Genomic DNA, 16,323 nt, shown 5'->3' on the forward strand with positions numbered 1-16,323 from the left:
CAGAGATACGGCCAGACGCTTGCCTTCAGGGAGTTGCAAGGGCATGAAAGGACCTTTCGGAATGTCGGAAAGGACAGGGTGTCGACTACGTGGCTATCCAGCCGCCGTCGACGTGGATGACATCACCGCTGATGTAGGCAGCGCCATCGCCGGCGAGGAAGTACACGGTCGCGGCCACCTCGGAAGCGAGGCCGCCTCGCTGCATCGGGATGAGCATCTTCATCAAATCGGGATTCGTGCCGACTCCTACCTTCGTGTCGGGCACCATGTCGCCGAGTATTTCCTCGGACGTGGCACGAATGCCGGTCTCGACAACCCCGGGCGCGACGAGATTGGCATTGATGCCGTACCGGCCGAGATCGACTGCGAGACGACGCGTCATGCCCTCGAGGGCAGCCTTGGAGGTGTCGTAGGCCAGCCCGTCGGGCAGCGCACGCGACGCAGCAATGGATCCGATAAGCACGATAGAGCCGGATCTTTGTGAAATCATTTGCTGTGCAACTGGTTTGACGACATTGAAAGTACCGGTGAGGTTGATGTCGATCACCCGATCCCACAGTTCGCGGCTGGTCTGCTCGATGCCCGCCAAACCGTCGAAGACACCCGCGCAGCCGGCGAGCACGTCGATCGATCCCGCGGCGGCGATGGACTCGACCACGCCGGCAACGCCGTAGTAGTCCGTGACGTCAACGACATGCGCCTGCGCGCTCCCCTCGGGCAGCGAGGCAACCACCGACTCGAGCCGAGACTCGGAGATATCCAGTAGATGGACGCGATCACCCTGTGCTGCAAAGATTGCGGCCACAGCGGCGCCGATACCGCTGCCCGCTCCGGTGATCAGGACGTTGCGCGGTGCTGTCGTCATGTTTTGCTCTCTCGCTGACGGTGGGACAGGTTCAGAAACACGGGTTGTTGGGCCGGAGCATCGAGAAGGAAGTCGTCATCTCCGCCGCCGATGATGCGACGCTCGCGGATGAACGGAAGTGGGCGGGCGGGATCAAAGCTGTCGATTTCGCGCGCCAACCGGTGTCCGGAGAAAATGGCGTCGGCTATGAAGTGCGGGCGCACGCAATCGCCGACTCGGTACACCGCGGAGACCTCGTTGGCGTGCCAGTCGTCTCGCCGAGCCATCAGTCCGTGGTACATCTCATCGTCCGCTGCTCGGGTGCCGACGAGGACGACCGTATCGACTGCGATCACCTCGTCGTCACGGTCCGGTGAGCTGAGCCGCACACTGTCCGGGCCGACCGCGGTCACCGTGGTCTCGACGCGCAGTCCCACCTTCAGGTGGCGAAGATCCCGCAGCGTCGGGGTGATCTCACGGGTGTAGCGCTGGTACTCGCCGATGTGTTCGCCGCGTGCGGCAAGGATGACCTCGTGTCCTCGCTGGGCCAGCATCTCGGCGATGCCGGGACCCATGAAGTAGCCGTCGGAATCGACGACCACGACTCGCTGCCCTATCGCGGCGCCGTCACGCACCACCTGCTCGGGGGTCAGCAAACGTTCTCCGAGAACAGCTTCGAGTCCGAATGCCGTCCGATCATGCGGATTGATTCCGTCGCGAGTGTAATGCGACCCGGTCGCGGTGACGATGATTCCGGCGCCGTAGTCGAGGATGTCCTCGACCGTCATCGGTGTGTTGAGGATGACCTCGACGTTGCCCAACTTGCGCAACTGATGCTCGCGATATTCGATCAAGCGTCGCCACTCGTGTCGCCCAGGAAGCTTGGCTACCCAGTCGATACTTCCGCCGAGGTGATCGGCTGCGTCGATCAGGTGGACATTGCGCATACCGCGCTTGCCCAACACGGTCGCACACTCCATGCCGGCCGGGCCTGCGCCGACGATGAGTACGTCGTTCTCGTGGTTGGCGGCTTGAGTGAACCGCTCGGGATGCCACCCACGACGGAATTCCTCGCCTGTGGTGGCGTTCTGGGTACACCCGATTGGCATGGTGCCGATATCGCGCGACACGCAGTAGTTACAGCCGATGCATTCTCGGATGTCCTCGATGCTTCCGGAATGGATCTTGTTCGGAAGAAATGGATCCGAAATTCCCGCTCGCGCGGCGCCGATGAAGTCGCACTGGCCGGACTTGACGATGTCGACCATCGTGTCCGGGCTGTTCAGACGGCCGACGTTGACGACGGGTTTCGTCGTGAACTTCTTGAGCCCACCCACCCACGGCTTCTCGAAGTTCTCGGCGGCAGTGCGCGATGATTGCGCGTCCTGCGCCCAGTCGAAACCGCCGATGACGAAATCCCAGTAGTCGACGAGATCGTCCATGTGCTCGATGAAGCGCGGGGTATCGGCGTCGGCGCGCAGTCCACGGTCGCCGAGACCGAGCGGGGCATCGAGTGTGTCGACGCCCAGCCGCAACCCGACAGCCACGTCGGATCCCACTGCTTCGCGGACAGCAGTGAGTACCTCGCGATGGAACCGGGCGCGGTTCTCGAGAGGGCCGCCGTACTCGTCGGTTCGCGTGTTGTAGTACGGGATCAGCAGGTGAGCCAGAATCGACGCAGCGTGTCCGCAGTGCAGAGTGATCAAATCGAAGCCGGCCTTCTTCGCCCGAAGTGCGGCCGCAACGTAGATGTCACGAATCTCGCCCAGAGCCGAAGTGTCGGCTTCGATGAGGCCACCGGCATAGGGCACCGCCAGCGAGGATTCTCCCGGTGTCGCCACGACGGCACGCGGGGTCAACCCGCGTCCCTCGGTCATCGGACCGACGGCGGCGTTGTATTCGAGTTCGATACCGGCGAGCGCGCCGTGGCGCTGAATCTCGGACGCGACATGGGCAAGGTTGCGTACGTCCCCTTCGTCCCACAGCCGCGACATCCGGTGCGGGGACTTGTCCATCTCGGGAGTGATGGTTGTCGCTTCGGTGAAGACGACGCCCCACCCTCCCTCGGCGCGCATGCTGCGGTAACCGGCGGCAGAACCCGAATGGTCCGAGCCGAAACCGATGGCGTGGGGAGTGGCCCAGAAGCGGTTCTTCGATTCCTTGGGACCGATGCGCACGGCGTCGAACAACACCGAGTACCGGTGGGAAAGCGACATGTCCGATTCCTCTTCGTTAACGGTTATATGTGTCGTGACATCACGGTAGGTCCGTGACCGACGCGCTGTATCTAGTGGAATTCACCACTGCACGTGGTGCGGGTTGGTGATCCGTACAACGACCGTGTCCGCGCCGGCCACGTCATACCGCGGCGAGCTGCCGCTCAAGATCTGCGCTGTCCCAGTAGAAGCGTTCGCTCGCGACGCTTCCGTCGCGGATCTCCTCGGCCACGCAGTAACGCAGACGAACGGGCCGTGGTGTCTGCTCGGTGAACGGCTCACCGACGTAGTTCGCCGTCACGTCGAGCTCCCCGATGACACTGTCCGTCCCCGTGGTCCCTGTGGTCCCCGTGGTCACCGTCGTCACGTCGACGACGACGTCGCGCAGGGTGGCGAAATAGTCGCGGAGAAATCCGCGCACGGCATCGGTGCCGACGAAAGGGTGTTCCACGTCGGCCATGTCCACCAGGACGCAGTCATCGGTGAAGGTCGCGACGAGAGCCTCGACGTCGCGGTCGGCGTAGGCCGCCATCTGGGTGCGAAAGATGGTTTCGAGGGCGTTCTCACTCACGGGTGATCCACTCCTTGATCGGTGACGGGTCGTGTCGGTGCGCCGACGTAGATCGCCCCGCGTGATCGGACGGGGGCGAGAAGCTCCTCCGAGTACTTCTCGTCCTCGGTCGCCTGTTTGATCGGCCGGGGCCCGGGAAGCGGAATCTTCAGCGCTTTGTAGACAGCGGACGACATGTAGTACGCCGCGGTCAGTGCGAAGACGGCGGGCTCGCGGGTCTCGGCATCCCAGATCTGGACGTCGTCGAGGGTGAGTGAGATCGTGTCGCCGGCCCGTCGGCCGGCGGCGATCACCGGTGTCGCCAGTGCGCAATCGGCGGCCAACACCTGATCGAGCAAGTGGTCGTGGGCGCCCACCTGGCGTCCGGAAGGCAGAGTGTCGGTGCCGGGCAGTAGCACGTCGGTGAGAAGGGCCAGGCCTTCGCGAACGGCGTCCATCTCGGCGCTATTGGTGTCGGTCGTGGTCATGCGGGCACTTTCTGCGCGGAAGCGGTCTCGGCCAGATGCATCGCCGCTCGCGCGGCGAATGCGGTGATGGTCGGGGTCGGGTTCACCGAGGACGAGGTGACGAACACGCTGCCATCCATGACGAACAGATTGGGCACGTCGTGTGAGCGCCCGTACTGGTCGACGACCGAGTTCGTGGGATCGTCGCCGCAGCGCGCGGTACCCAACAGGTGCCATCCGACCGACGGCAGCCAGTCGACTCGTCTGGTCTCGACGGCACCGGACGCCTCGTGCGCCTCGCGCATGCGGGCGACGTTGAAGTCGATGTTCCGACGCGTGTCCTCGGAGATCTTGTACGTCAACTTGGGCGCAGGAAGCCCGGACCCGTCCACCATCTCGGTGCTGAGCGTGACTCTGTTCGACTCGTCCGGGAGGTCCTCGATGATGGCGCCCCATTCGAAGGATCGGCCGAGGACCCGCTCGACGAGCCGCTGTCCCGCGGCGCCGGACCGTTCGGGAAGCGGGAGCTCGGAGTAGCGGTGCAGCACCTCCATCGGGCTGTTGATCGGCTGGCACGACCACTTGGCTCCACGCGCGAAACCGCGGGAGAGATCGGTCTCTGCGAACTGCATCGAGGTCAAGGATGCGCCGAAGGGTCCGAGCCAACTTTCGAGGTCACGTTCGTAGACCCCCATCACGCCGACGAAGGGGTGCATCATGAGACGACGCCCGACTAGTCCCGACGAGTTCGCCAATCCGTCCGGGAAGAGCGACGATGTGGACATCTGCAGTAGTCGCGGGGTTCCCACGCCGTTCCCACACACGATGACCACCTGCGCTGAGGTGTGGTGCTCGGCGCCACCTTCGTCGAGCCAGGTCGCCCCGGTCGCGAGGCCAGCCTTGTCGACGGTGATCTCCCGGACCCGGGCGCCCGTGACCAGCGTGACGCCGGCGCCGAGAGCGGCCGGCCACATGGCGACATCGAAGGATCCTTTGGCGCCCTCGGGGCAGCCCGACATGCAGGTACCCCAGCGTGCGCAGGCACCCCTGTCCCCCTCGCTGTGGGTCATGATGGCGTTCGTTCCCGGCCACCAGTGCCAGCCGAGCTTGTTCATCCCCTGAGCGGCGGTGATGCCGGCGCGACCGATGGGGACGCCTGGCTGGGGGAGATCCCAGCCAGGCGGGAACGCGGTGTCGCCGTCGACTCCCGAGACTCCCACCATCTCGTCGCACAGCGAGTAGTACGGCTCGAGGTCCTCGTACGTCAGTGGCCAGTCGTCGGCGACGCCGTAGAGACTGTTCACTCGAAAATCCGAGGGGACGAAACGTGGCCACTCGGCACCGTAGTAGACGGTGCTACCGCCGACTCCGTTGAAGTTCAGCGGGTGGACATCGGAGTCGATGCAATCGACCGGGTAGTCCCAGCTCATCTTGCGCACGTTGGGGTCCGGTGACAACGGACCGGCCAGCAGCACGTCCCGCTCCCGCTTGTCGCTGGCGTACTGCTCGCGGGTGAACCAGCCACCTTGCTCGAGCACGGTGACACTGAAACCGTCTTCGGCGAGGATGCGGGCTGCGGTGGCACCTGACGGGCCCGACCCGACGATCAGAACGTCCGGAGTCTCAGTGGCTCCGCCGAATTTGCCTGACATGACACTCCCTCGGCCGTGACTGTGTTTGCTGTCACCCTCAAGCTAGGAGTCGAGCCCGGAGGCCGGCATCGGAATTACGACAACGATCGCGCCAGGTTCTCGTTGCATCTACAGCCTCGGCAGGTCACCCATAGGTGTCGAGGAGGTCAGGGAGGGGCGATCTGCGCGCAGACGGTCGGCGAACTCGTCGTGCTCGCCGGCGATCAAACACGCCAAGGTCCTACCCGCCACCGGCCCGGTGGCCATACCCGAAGCGTGACCGATGGTGGCGTACGCGCCGTCCACCCTGTCGACCACCGGCAGCAGATCGGCTGTGGTGCTGTGTAATCCGGCCCACAATGACGTCACACCGAAGGTGCTGTACTCCGCGTACCGGTCGATGGTGGTGGAAATCATGGACTGCGTGGCGCGCATGCTGATGTGCGGGTTGAGCGAACCGGTGATGTCGATACTGGATCCGATGTGAAGCGAGCCATCCGAGAACTGAGTGATCGAGTCGTCGTAATCCCAGTCCGCCGGGACCGCTCCCGGGTCGTCGCCGACACCACCGAGGGGGTTGGGTGCGGCGAAGACCTCGCGGCGAAACGCAGGAAGGTCGGTGAGCGCACCGCACGACGCGACTCCGCGTGGCCCGTGCATGACCACGCTCGGTCGTCGGGCCAGCGGCTGGGTGACGATCTGACCCATCCTGCTCGTGGTCAACGCAACGGAAACACCCTCGGTATCGAGGCCTCGCGCCCACGCACCGGTCGCCCACACGACGCCAGGACCGTGGACGTCACCGCGGGTGGTTCGAACCCCGGTGATGGTGTCTCCGCGGCGGATTGTCGACAGGACCGGAGTGTTGTCGAACCGTTTCACACCCGCCTCGGTGCAGCTGGTCGCAAGGGCGCGCACGAAACGCTGAGAGTCGATCTGCGCGTCCTCGGGGCAGTACACGGCTCCGATCGCAGTCGAGGGGAGCATGGGCGCGTGCGCAAGTGCATCTGCGCGCGAGACGAATTCGACATCGAGCCCGTGGAGACGCCTGTCGTCCACGTAATCGGCGAGGATTTCCTGCTGCTCGTCGGTTTCGTAGAAGAACAGTCCACCGCGGGTGCGGAGGTCGAATCCACCCCCGATCCGCTCCGCGTACTCGGCGTAGAGGGCCGACCCTGCGCGTGCCAAATCCAGTTCGAGGCCGCCCCGCTGCAGTTGCATCCACACGGCGCCGGGATTGCGGCCCGATCCGCCGAACGCAGCGAACCTCTGGTCGAGGACGGCGACGTCGTACCCTCTGGCTCGCAATTCGTACGCCGTGCACATCCCGGCGATACCTGCGCCGACCACGATGACGTCGGCGGTGGTGAGCGGTTCCGAGGCGACCATGATGGGTCTCCTTCCCGAGCATGCGGCGTTGACCGGACACTACGTCAGCCGACCTGCGATCTGCGACAGTAGAACACCAATACAGGGGCGTCGTTCGTTGGAGCTTTTCCATCGGTGAAGTAGTCGACTGTCGGTAAAGTGCTGCGCACCCGGAAAGAGAGGCCGTGATGTCCAGCACGACGGCGGAGTGCACGTTGGGCATTGTTCTGACCGAAATGGGTTCTGCGGCATCGCTTATCGGCAACAGTGAGGCCTGGCTCAATCGGGTCGTCGACGGAGCCCTCATCTGGCTGGCCGCGGACCCGGTTCCCGAGAACACCGATCAGCTCGTGGTGTGCCCGGAGACCCTGACCGACGTGACGGCTGTTAACGCGCTGCTGGACAGCCCGCAGTCGCGCGCGGTGGTGGTTCGCGCCCCAGCGGACCCGACGATCGTCGAATATCTCATCGATCGCAGCCGCAGCCACGCGATCATCGTCCTCGAGGCGGGCGGAACACCGGCCGACGCCGTCTCGGCCACCGAGCGAGCCGCACAGAGTGTCGACGAATCGGTTTCTCGTCGTCTTGCGTCCCTCCAGCGCACCCTGAGCCGTGCCCTGGCGGACCGCTCCACCATCGAGGGCCTGGCCTCTCGGCTGAAAAAATTGTGCAACGCGACGATAGTCCTGCTCGACCGCAACGGTGAAGTTCTGCACGCCACCGGTCCGGTCCCGCTGTCACTTCTGTTCGGGGAGATTTCCAAAACCAAGTCGGAGTCGCAGATCATCGACATCGACGGTTGGCACGGAGTGGCGACACGCCTCGAGGACTTCGACGAGTCCGACGAGCATCTCGGTTGGTTGCTCGCGGCGTCCCGTCGGCAGCCTTTCCCGGACCCGTACGTCATCGCGGCGGTGCACATGGCCGCGACGCTCGTCGAGGTCGATCGCCGCATGACCACGATCTCGCGCGCACAGGAGCGGGCAATCCGGGCCACCGTCCTCGAGCAAACTCTGGCGCTACGACCGAAGCGTGACGATCCCGAGCTGGCTGGGAGACTGGCAGGCCTGGGCGTCACCTTCACCAGTCCGGTGCGGGTACTCGTAGTGCAACCGGTTCGCTCGACGCGAAAGGCACGGCTGGCCGAGACCCTCGAGCACCTCGCGGCCACCACCGCCGCGACGTTCGTCGCCGCCGGTGTTCCGCACCTGATCACGCTCCGCAACAAGGCTGTGGTGGTGCTGGTACAGGCCGATACCGTCGAGATCACAGGGCTGCTGACACACCAGTCCGGTGCGCCCGGGTTGCACTGCGGAATCGGTCGTCGGATTGTGGTCGTTGCAGATGCAGCGGACTCGTATCACGATGCCCAACTTGCCGTTCAATCTCTGCGCCGCAACGGATCGCAGACAACGACGATGAGCTACGAGGACTTCGATCTCGCCACCGCCTTGTTTTCCGACGTGGGCCTGGACCGGATGGCCGACCGGGCCGAGGTGTACTTCGCCAGCATTCGGGACCGCGATGCGTTGATCGATGGGCTACGAGCGTATTTCGACCATGGCCAGAACATCATTGCCGCCGCGGCTGAACTCGACATTCACCACAATTCGCTGCGATACCGACTGTCGAAAATCGAAGAGGCACTGGGCGTCCACTTGAAGGATGCCGGCGACATCGCGTCCGTGTATCTGGCCTTGACTGCGCTGGAACTCAGCGGAAAGCTCGAGGCTCGACTGACCCGCCGCAGTACCGGCCATGCTCGGGCCGCCGACATCGCGGCCACCGGCACCCCCACCGACTACCTCGCCACCGAACCCGCCCCCGGCGTCGTCGAAGGCGACAGCTGAGCGAACAGAGTCAGACGTCGATATTGGACATGACGTGCTTGACCCGGGTGTAATCCTCGAATCCGTACATCGACAGGTCTTTTCCGTACCCGGAGTGCTTGAAACCTCCGTGCGGCATTTCCGTGACGGTCGTCAGATGGGTGTTGATCCACACGGTCCCGAAGTCGAGGTCCCGCGATGCGCGGAGAGCCCGCCCGTGGTTCGAGGTCCACACACTTGCCGCCAGTCCGTAGTCGACCTCGTTGGACCACGTCATGGCCTCCGCCTCTGTGTCGAACGCCTGGACGGTAATCACGGGTCCGAAGATCTCCGTCTGCACTTGCTCGTCGTTCTGGCGCAGACCCGAGACGATCGTCGGCTCGACGAAGTACCCGCTGTCGCCCTGCCTCGATCCCCCCAATTCCACTCGCGCATGCGAAGGCACCCGGTCGAGGAGGCCAGTGACATGTCGCAGCTGGTTCTCGCTGTTCAACGGCCCGAAGGTCACACCTTTGTCGAAGGAGGAACCCGTCCGCACCCCCGCGGTCGCCTCGACGAGGGCCGCGACGAATTCTGCGTGAACCCTCTTGGACACCAGGACTCGGGTGGCCGCAGTGCAGTCCTGACCGGCATTGACGAAACCGCCGACCGATACGGCCGCTGCCGCAGCAGCGATATCGGCATCGTCGAAGATCAGCACGGGCGCATTGCCACCCAGCTCGAGATGAACCCGCTTGAGATCGGAGGCTGCCGACGTGGCCACCTCGATCCCCGCCCGAACCGAACCGGTGATCGCCACCAACTCGGGCGTCCTGTGGGCAACCAACGCTCGGCCCGTGTCCCGCCCTCCGCACACGACGTTCAGCACGCCGGCGGGAAGGATGTCCTGACACATGCGGCCGAACACGGTCGAACTGGCCGGGGTGGTATCGCCAGGCTTGAGCACGACGGTGTTGCCCGCGGCGAGGGCAGGGGCGATCTTCCACGCCATCATCATCAGCGGATAGTTCCAGGCAGCAACCTGCCCGACCACGCCGATGGGCTCACGCCGGATCCACGAGGTGTGCCCGGCCATGTACTCCCCGGCCGAACGTCCCTCCAAGATTCGGGCGGCGCCGGCGAAGAATCGGAACACGTCCGACGATGCCGGGATCTCCTCGGCGAGGGTCTGTGCGTACGGCTTGCCGGTGTCACGGACCTCGAGGTCGGTGAGTTCGGCAGCGTGCGCATCCATGGCGTCGGCGATCCGAAGCAGGGCCGTGGATCGGTCCTGCGGCGTCGTCCGTGCCCATGCGCTCTGCGCGGCCGCTGCCGCGGAGTAGGCACGGTCGATGTCGACCTCGTCCGACAGGGGGGCCTGCGCGTAGACGTCGCCCGTGCAGGGGTCGTACACGTCGTAGGTCCGACCCGATGCACTGCCGACCTCGCGGCCGCCGATCACGTTGTGAAATTCGGTCATCATGGATATCTCCTAGTCGCTGGTGATGTCGGCCAGTCGCGCGTCGGCGTAGTCGGCGGCAAAGCGTGCACTGTTGAGTGCGCCCTCCATCCAGGTACGCCACACGGAATCGTCGACATCCGTTCCCGCGAGGACGATTCGATCTTCCGGCCGGTTGAGAACGGCCAACGAGTCCAAACTTTCGTGAGCGCGGTCCACGCGATAGGTGCCGTCGAAAAGAGGATCGGCGTTCCAGTCGTGGTGGTCCACGGCGAGGACCTCGACATCCGGGTAGTACTGGCGGACCGCAGTCTGCACCGCCGCCCGATCGTTCAAGTCGATGTCGTTGTCGCCGCCCTCACAGCCGAAGGCGTAGAGGATGTCGCGATCATCGTCGACCTGGTAGGCATGCGAGATCATCTGGAATGTTCCCGTGCCCAGTGCGAAGGGTCGGCCTCCGAGATTTCGAACAAGGATGCTGGGTTTGGTGGCCCGGCTCACGTGATTGTGCGCGAGTACCCTCTGTTTCGCGGGGTCGAGTCCCGGGACGATGTCGATGTGACGCATGACGTTGGTCGGTGTCGCGAGAATGCAGACTCGCGCGTCGACATGCTGCCCGTCAACGGTGGATACCGTGATGCCATCGGAATCCTGCGCGATCCGGGCCACTGTGTGCCTCAGCCGCACCTCCAGTCGCGATCGGTCGATCATCGCGTCCAGCAGGCTGACACTACCGCCGACGAAACGCTCGGACAGCGCAGTGACGAAGCCCGTCGTGGAGTGGCCGTAGGCGGCCACCTGAGCGACGATGTGCAACATCGACATCTCTGAGCACGGTGCACCGGCGTAGCAGGAGATCATCCCGTACAGCAGTTCGCGGGTCAGATCCGGCAGTTCCAATCCGGCGAAGAACTCGTCGGGAGTGACGTCGATGTCCCCGATCGGTTGTTCACTGAGCGGTCGGTTGGTCGCCACCCGATGAGAGGCATCTCGCAAAAACGCCAGGGCACGTTCGAGATCGGACAGCTCGTCCGCGGGCACAGGCATGAACCGTCGGCGGCCGCCGGTATAGAAGGATGCTCCGGTGACGGAAGGATCCTCCTTCACCGTGATCGCATATCGCTGCGTCTCCCGCCTCATGTGCGGTTGCAGCGATCGGTTGATCCAACTCCCCCCGAAGTCGACGGTGAGATCGAGTCCGGCGAAGGGGCGGTTGTACGTCCTCCCGCCTATCCGGTCCCCCGCCTCGAGCACCACCACGGAACGACCGCGGTCGGTGAGATCGCGGGCGGCGGTGATACCCGCGATACCGGCACCGATGACTACGGCGTCGTAGCGTTCGTTCGACATGAGTTCTCCTGATATCTCGGTGCTGGTCAGAATGTAATGAGAGGTTTGATCACTCCGCGACGAGCTCGGAGGTCGGCCACGGCCTGGTCGACCTCGTCGAACCGGTAGCGGTGAGTGATCATGGGCGCCGGATCGAGGCGACCCGTCGACACGAGCCGCAGCACACGACCCAGTCGTTCGTTACCGGTTCTCGCGAAGCTCGACAGCACGGTCTTGTCACCGACACCCCATCCCCAGTGAGCCAACGGAATCGACAGCTCGGCGTCGGGTGGACCGTTGTACGAGCTGAGCACCGAGATGACGCCGCCCAAGCGAGTCACCTCGACAGCCCGTGGAAAAGACTCACGAACGCCACTCGCCTCGACGGCGACGTCGACGCCGTGACCCTCCGTGAGCCGGTCGATCTCGGCGACGACGTCGTGTTCGGCAAGGTTGAGGCACACGTCCGCGCCCATCGCCCGAGAGACGTCCTCGCCGCCGGCACGGGCCTTGACGGTGACCACCAGCCCGGCTCCCGACACCCGACCGCCGGCCGTGGCGCCGAGCCCGACGTGGCCTTGACCGAACACGGCGACCACGCCCCCGAGCGGCAGGGCGGCCTGCTCGTATGCGGACGTACCGGTACACAGGGAATCAGCCGCGCACACCGCAGCCCAGTCCTCCACTCCATCCGGAATCGGAGCGAGGTTTCGACGCGCGTCGGGCACGGTGAAGAACTCTGCGAGGCTGCCGTCGCGGCTCACTCCGGAGCTGTACGCACCCCACTCGCGTCCACCGCAATGTCCGTCGTAGCCCCGCTGACAGTTCCGGCAGCGTCCACAGCTGGTTCCGGAGGACACCGCTACCCGGTCACCGATCTCGAAACCGTCGACGTCATGTCCCAGTGCGTGCACAGTGCCGACCGCCTCGTGTCCCAACACTCTTCCGTCGGGGACATCGATGTCACCGACGAGTGCTGCGATATCGGCGGAACACATCGACGCTGCGGTCGTCCTCACAATGGCATCGGTCGGACCCGGGACCGGTACGGGTCGTGTCTCGAGGATCGCCGACGCCCCCCGCCTCACCAGTGCACGCATCATGATCGGGTCAGGGCCGGCGCTTGAACATGACCATCCACTGGCCGTCCTGGCACACCTCGTCACGCTGGTTCATCACCTTCACCTCGAACGTGATGATGCCGCGATCGGGCTTGGACGACGACGGCCTGACCTCACCGACCGATTGCTCGACGCGGATGGTGTCACCGATCTTGACGGCGCCCTTGAGTGACCAGTTCATGCCGAGGAATGCGATCGCGGTGCCCTCTTTGATACCGAGGCGCGATTCCAGACCTGTCGCGATGGCGAACACGCCGGGCCCGTGGAAGATTCGACCACCGAACTGCGTCCGAGAGGCGAACTCCTCGTCCGTGTGCAACGGGTTGTAATCACCGGAGATCCCGGCGAAGTTGACCAGATCGGCTTCACCGATGGTGCGGGCGGGTGATGTCCAGCTTTGCCCGATCTCGAAGTCGTCGAAGAACATTCCGCCGCCGATGGTGGGTTCGACCGACCGGGTTGCTACTGGCTGTGACATTGAAGCTCCTGACTGTAGTTTTCGGATTCGAGTCTGTCAGCGGATGCACACCGAGCAGAACTGTGAGCAGACCGGGGATCTGCCGGTTCAGTCGGAATTGTTCCTATGAAATCGGCACGGCAGTCACGTGGACGACGCCGCCAGACGAGCAGCGACTGCGCGGCGGTCAACTTTCCCACTGGTGGTGTTCTGTGGGAGCGAGTCGAACACCACATACTCGGTGGGCACCTTGAACGACGCCAGCTTTTCGGCGGCGAACGTGCCGAGGGCATCCGTGTCGAGGGAGGCGCCGTCTGCGAGGGTGACTGCGGCGACGACCTTCTGGCCGTAGATCTCGTCGGGAAGGCCCACCACGGCGACCGCGCTGATACTGGCATGGCAGTGCAACACTCGCTCCACCTCGGCGGGTGAGACGTTGCTGCCACCACGGATGATCATGTCGGACATACGACCTACGACGTGGACGTATCCGTGCTCGTCGACACGCACGAGATCGCGCATGCGGTACCAGCCGTCGACCATTGCCTCGGCCGTGGTGATCGGGTCGTCCCAGTAGCCGAGCATCAGGCCGGGCCCTCTTCCCCGGGCCTCCCCCACCGCCCCGCGTTCGACCTCGCGCCCGTCGTCGTCGACGACTCGGAACTCGTTGGTCGGCACCACCTTTCCCGCGGCACCGCGCACGGGAGTCGGATCGAGAGTGGGGTCGTACGTGACGAGCGGGAAACACTCGGTGGCGCAGTAGTTGTCGAGTACGGAAACCGACGTGTGAGCCGCCCAGCGATCGAAGGCTGCATCGTTCCGCGCCTCACCGCCGGACACGCAGAGTCGCAGACTACTCACGTCAGGCTTGTCGGCGGTGGTGTCGAGGTGGCGAACAAGTTTGGTGAACATGGTGGTCACACCACCGAGAAAGGTCCCGCGGTGGTCGGCGATAGCGTCGAGAATCATCTGCGGTCGGGAGCGCCGTAGTGCGATGACGGTGCCGCCGGCGTACAGCGTCGCCATGGAGGTCGACGCGAGACCGAAGAGCCACGCCATGGGAAGGGCGACCACGGTCCGATCGTCTCGCCCGAGATGCCACACGGAGGTAAAGGTCTCGGCTCCGTTGAGCAGCGCGATGTCCGAGACCATGATGGCCTTGGGCCGATTGGTGGTGCCCGAGCTGTAGGTGATCAGGCGCAACCGCGCGCGGACATGCTCGGGGCTGGGCGCCGTATCCGTGCGGACCGAGTTCACGGTGAAGTTCTCACCGTCGATCACGGCGGTGGGGCGATGATCGTTGAGTGCTGCGGCCACGGCGGGCGCGGAGACCCGATCCACCAGGACCAACGCCGGGTCGGCGCTGGCGAGGCTGTACGAGAGGTCGTCCTTCGCACTGGACGGGTAGATGGTGACAAGAGCCCCACCCGCCTTCCACACCGCGAGTGCGGTGATGAGGAAGCGGGCGGAGTTCTCCGCCACGAGAGCTACTCGCTGCTGTGGAACCATTCCGGCGCGGACGAGGACATCGGCACGCCTGCCGACCTCGGTCATCATGTCGCGATACCCGACAGTGCCGCCCTCGTCGATGAGGGCGGGGTGGTCGGGCGTCTCGGCCGCACTCTTCTCGAGTACCGCGAGGTAGTGCACCATACGGTCGTCCATCGGTTCTCCCACTCGTGTCTGCGTGCGTGGCCGGTCAGCTCGGGGCGGTGATGACATCGTCGGCGGGGATGCAGCTACTCACGTGGAGTCTCCTGAGCTGAACGGGACGATATGGCTGCTCCGCAGCGCGTCGGCGACGTCGGCCGGAAGTGGGCGGGAGGTGGCGGCGACAGGGTCGACGGCGACATAGGTCAGATCCATCTCCGCGATCACCGTGTGCTCGCGCGTCACCCGCGTCAGCAACCGGAAGCTCGACCGTCCCACGTGCGTGCACGCGACATCGACGGCGAGGACGTCCTCGAAGCGCGCCGGCGAGTTGAACTCGACCGCGGCTCTGACCACCGAGGGGTCTACTCCCGCGGCGAGGAGGCGGGGGTACGGCCAACCGACCGCGCGGACGAACTCGGTCAGACCCACGTCCGCGATCTCGAGGAACCTGCTGTTGAAGAGGAACCCTTGGGCATCGGTCTCGTGGTATCGCACCCTGTGGTGCAGTACCACCGGCATCAGTAGTCGGCTTCGGAACGCAAGGCGGCGAACACATCGGTGCGACGTAATGACAGGCCGGGCGCTTCGGGATTGGCTCGAGACTTCTCGACGAGTGCATGATCGAGGTCGGCGAACACGAGGTTCTCGCGTTGATCCTCGGCAATCGCGAGTAGCCCATCGTTGATGCCGAACGTCCGATCCACCGGGGTCGACACCAGCGCGTTGCCCACCGCGTAGAGGGTTGCGTCGACAGGAAACCCGCTGTTGCCGACGAGCGCCGACATGATCACGAACAGCTGGTTCTCGATGGCGCGAGCCTGGCATCCGATGCGCACCCGGTGTACGCCGCGACGGTTCCAGGTGAGGGATGGGCAGATGATGAGATCGACGCCGCGGGCCACCAGGTAACGGGACAGCTCGGGGAACTGGATGTCGGCGCAGATGAGTACTCCGGCGGTGAACGGTCCGATCGTGGTCACCAGTACCTGGTCCCCGCCCTGAGCACCCATCGAATGTTCGTTGGGTGTCAGGTGGATCTTGTCCTGGAACTCCACTCGACCGTCGGGGTGAGCGATGACCGCAGTGTTGCGCAGGGAGCCGTCCTCGGCGATGCGGTTGTGACTACCTCCCACGACGACGACACCGTGTTCCACCGCAAGGGCGCTGACACCGCCGACGATGTCGTGGAACAAGGGCGCGAGAATGTCTCGGTAGTCCGAGGTGATGGTAGCTGCCGTCACGTCGTGGTCGGCGATCGAACCGAGCAGCCCGGTGCTGGCGAACTCGGGAAGCACCACCAGTTCGGCGTTGTCCGCGGCAGCGCGGCGCACCATATCGCCCATGTGCTCGAGGAGAGCGTCGACACTGCTTTCCGACCGCAGCTCGAATGTGGAAGTGGCAATCCTGAGGGTGGTCATTG

The 16,323-nt window shown here is 64.7% G+C and carries 14 protein-coding genes; 1 reads left to right on the forward strand and 13 read right to left on the reverse strand.

Annotated features, from left to right (window positions below; all coding sequences use genetic code 11):
* Window positions 1-85: 85 nt before the first annotated feature.
* From AC59JP_RS09895 to AC59JP_RS09920, 6 genes are all read right to left on the reverse strand, one after another.
* Window positions 86-865, reverse strand: a complete 780-nt coding sequence (locus AC59JP_RS09895; protein WP_497325581.1) for an SDR family NAD(P)-dependent oxidoreductase — start codon at window positions 863-865, stop codon at window positions 86-88.
* Window positions 862-3,060, reverse strand: coding sequence for an oxidoreductase (locus tag AC59JP_RS09900; protein WP_497325582.1), 2,199 nt, complete (start codon window positions 3,058-3,060; stop codon window positions 862-864). Before AC59JP_RS09900 ends, AC59JP_RS09895 begins: the two co-directional genes overlap by 4 nt.
* A gap of 142 nt (window positions 3,061-3,202) precedes the next feature.
* Entirely contained in the window at window positions 3,203-3,631 is a 429-nt protein-coding gene (locus AC59JP_RS09905) for a nuclear transport factor 2 family protein (protein WP_497325583.1), read from the reverse strand.
* Window positions 3,628-4,098: a hypothetical protein gene (locus AC59JP_RS09910; RefSeq protein WP_497325584.1), complete on the reverse strand. Its 471-nt coding sequence runs from the start codon at window positions 4,096-4,098 to the stop codon at window positions 3,628-3,630. The genes AC59JP_RS09905 and AC59JP_RS09910 overlap by 4 nt, the downstream gene beginning before the upstream one ends.
* Window positions 4,095-5,729 carry a GMC family oxidoreductase gene (locus tag AC59JP_RS09915; RefSeq protein WP_497325585.1) on the reverse strand — a complete coding sequence of 545 codons (1,635 nt, stop codon included), beginning with the start codon at window positions 5,727-5,729 and terminating at the stop codon, window positions 4,095-4,097. Before AC59JP_RS09915 ends, AC59JP_RS09910 begins: the two co-directional genes overlap by 4 nt.
* A 108-nt stretch (window positions 5,730-5,837) precedes the next feature.
* Window positions 5,838-7,097, reverse strand: coding sequence for an NAD(P)/FAD-dependent oxidoreductase (locus tag AC59JP_RS09920; RefSeq protein WP_497325586.1), 1,260 nt, complete (start codon window positions 7,095-7,097; stop codon window positions 5,838-5,840).
* Window positions 7,098-7,264: 167 nt separating this feature from the next.
* Here AC59JP_RS09920 and AC59JP_RS09925 point away from each other — a divergent pair, with 167 nt between their 5' ends.
* Window positions 7,265-8,926 (forward strand): PucR family transcriptional regulator, encoded by a 1,662-nt coding sequence (locus AC59JP_RS09925; protein WP_497325587.1) that lies wholly within the window; start codon window positions 7,265-7,267, stop codon window positions 8,924-8,926.
* Between the two features lie 10 nt (window positions 8,927-8,936).
* Here the strand turns inward: AC59JP_RS09925 and AC59JP_RS09930 are convergent, their stop codons facing one another.
* The 7 genes from AC59JP_RS09930 to AC59JP_RS09960 all read right to left on the reverse strand — a co-directional run bounded on the left by AC59JP_RS09930 (window position 8,937) and on the right by AC59JP_RS09960 (window position 16,321).
* On the reverse strand, window positions 8,937-10,364 hold the full coding sequence (locus AC59JP_RS09930; protein ID WP_497325748.1) for an aminobutyraldehyde dehydrogenase: 1,428 nt from the start codon (window positions 10,362-10,364) through the stop codon (window positions 8,937-8,939).
* 12 nt (window positions 10,365-10,376) lie between these two features.
* A complete protein-coding gene (locus AC59JP_RS09935; protein ID WP_497325588.1) occupies window positions 10,377-11,693 on the reverse strand; it encodes a flavin monoamine oxidase family protein in 1,317 nt (438 codons plus the stop codon).
* Window positions 11,694-11,719: 26 nt separating this feature from the next.
* Window positions 11,720-12,775, reverse strand: a complete 1,056-nt coding sequence (locus AC59JP_RS09940) for an alcohol dehydrogenase catalytic domain-containing protein (protein ID WP_497325589.1) — start codon at window positions 12,773-12,775, stop codon at window positions 11,720-11,722.
* Between the two features lie 7 nt (window positions 12,776-12,782).
* Window positions 12,783-13,271 (reverse strand): MaoC/PaaZ C-terminal domain-containing protein, encoded by a 489-nt coding sequence (locus AC59JP_RS09945; RefSeq protein WP_497325590.1) that lies wholly within the window; start codon window positions 13,269-13,271, stop codon window positions 12,783-12,785.
* A gap of 123 nt (window positions 13,272-13,394) precedes the next feature.
* Window positions 13,395-14,915 carry a class I adenylate-forming enzyme family protein gene (locus AC59JP_RS09950; protein WP_497325591.1) on the reverse strand — a complete coding sequence of 507 codons (1,521 nt, stop codon included), beginning with the start codon at window positions 14,913-14,915 and terminating at the stop codon, window positions 13,395-13,397.
* A gap of 78 nt (window positions 14,916-14,993) precedes the next feature.
* Window positions 14,994-15,398: an acyl-CoA thioesterase gene (locus AC59JP_RS09955; protein ID WP_497325592.1), complete on the reverse strand. Its 405-nt coding sequence runs from the start codon at window positions 15,396-15,398 to the stop codon at window positions 14,994-14,996.
* A gap of 23 nt (window positions 15,399-15,421) precedes the next feature.
* Window positions 15,422-16,321 (reverse strand): nitrilase-related carbon-nitrogen hydrolase, encoded by a 900-nt coding sequence (locus AC59JP_RS09960; protein ID WP_497325593.1) that lies wholly within the window; start codon window positions 16,319-16,321, stop codon window positions 15,422-15,424.
* Window positions 16,322-16,323 lie beyond the last annotated feature (2 nt).

This window comes from Rhodococcus sp. 320_ES (assembly GCF_059691855.1).

Excerpts from the sequence above, each read along its gene's own strand:
- AC59JP_RS09895 (WP_497325581.1), bottom strand. The coding sequence starts at position 865 with ATGACGACAGCACCGCGCAACGTCCTGATCACCGGAGCGGGCAGCGGT.
- AC59JP_RS09900 (WP_497325582.1), bottom strand. The coding sequence starts at position 3,060 with ATGTCGCTTTCCCACCGGTACTCGGTGTTGTTCGACGCCGTGCGCATC.
- AC59JP_RS09910 (WP_497325584.1), bottom strand. The coding sequence starts at position 4,098 with ATGACCACGACCGACACCAATAGCGCCGAGATGGACGCCGTTCGCGAA.
- AC59JP_RS09915 (WP_497325585.1), bottom strand. The coding sequence starts at position 5,729 with ATGTCAGGCAAATTCGGCGGAGCCACTGAGACTCCGGACGTTCTGATC.
- AC59JP_RS09920 (WP_497325586.1), bottom strand. The coding sequence starts at position 7,097 with ATGGTCGCCTCGGAACCGCTCACCACCGCCGACGTCATCGTGGTCGGC.
- AC59JP_RS09925 (WP_497325587.1), top strand. The coding sequence starts at position 7,265 with ATGTCCAGCACGACGGCGGAGTGCACGTTGGGCATTGTTCTGACCGAA.
- AC59JP_RS09930 (WP_497325748.1), bottom strand. The coding sequence starts at position 10,364 with ATGACCGAATTTCACAACGTGATCGGCGGCCGCGAGGTCGGCAGTGCA.
- AC59JP_RS09935 (WP_497325588.1), bottom strand. The coding sequence starts at position 11,693 with ATGTCGAACGAACGCTACGACGCCGTAGTCATCGGTGCCGGTATCGCG.
- AC59JP_RS09940 (WP_497325589.1), bottom strand. The coding sequence starts at position 12,775 with ATGATGCGTGCACTGGTGAGGCGGGGGGCGTCGGCGATCCTCGAGACA.
- AC59JP_RS09945 (WP_497325590.1), bottom strand. The coding sequence starts at position 13,271 with ATGTCACAGCCAGTAGCAACCCGGTCGGTCGAACCCACCATCGGCGGC.
- AC59JP_RS09950 (WP_497325591.1), bottom strand. The coding sequence starts at position 14,915 with ATGGACGACCGTATGGTGCACTACCTCGCGGTACTCGAGAAGAGTGCG.
- AC59JP_RS09960 (WP_497325593.1), bottom strand. The coding sequence starts at position 16,321 with ATGACCACCCTCAGGATTGCCACTTCCACATTCGAGCTGCGGTCGGAA.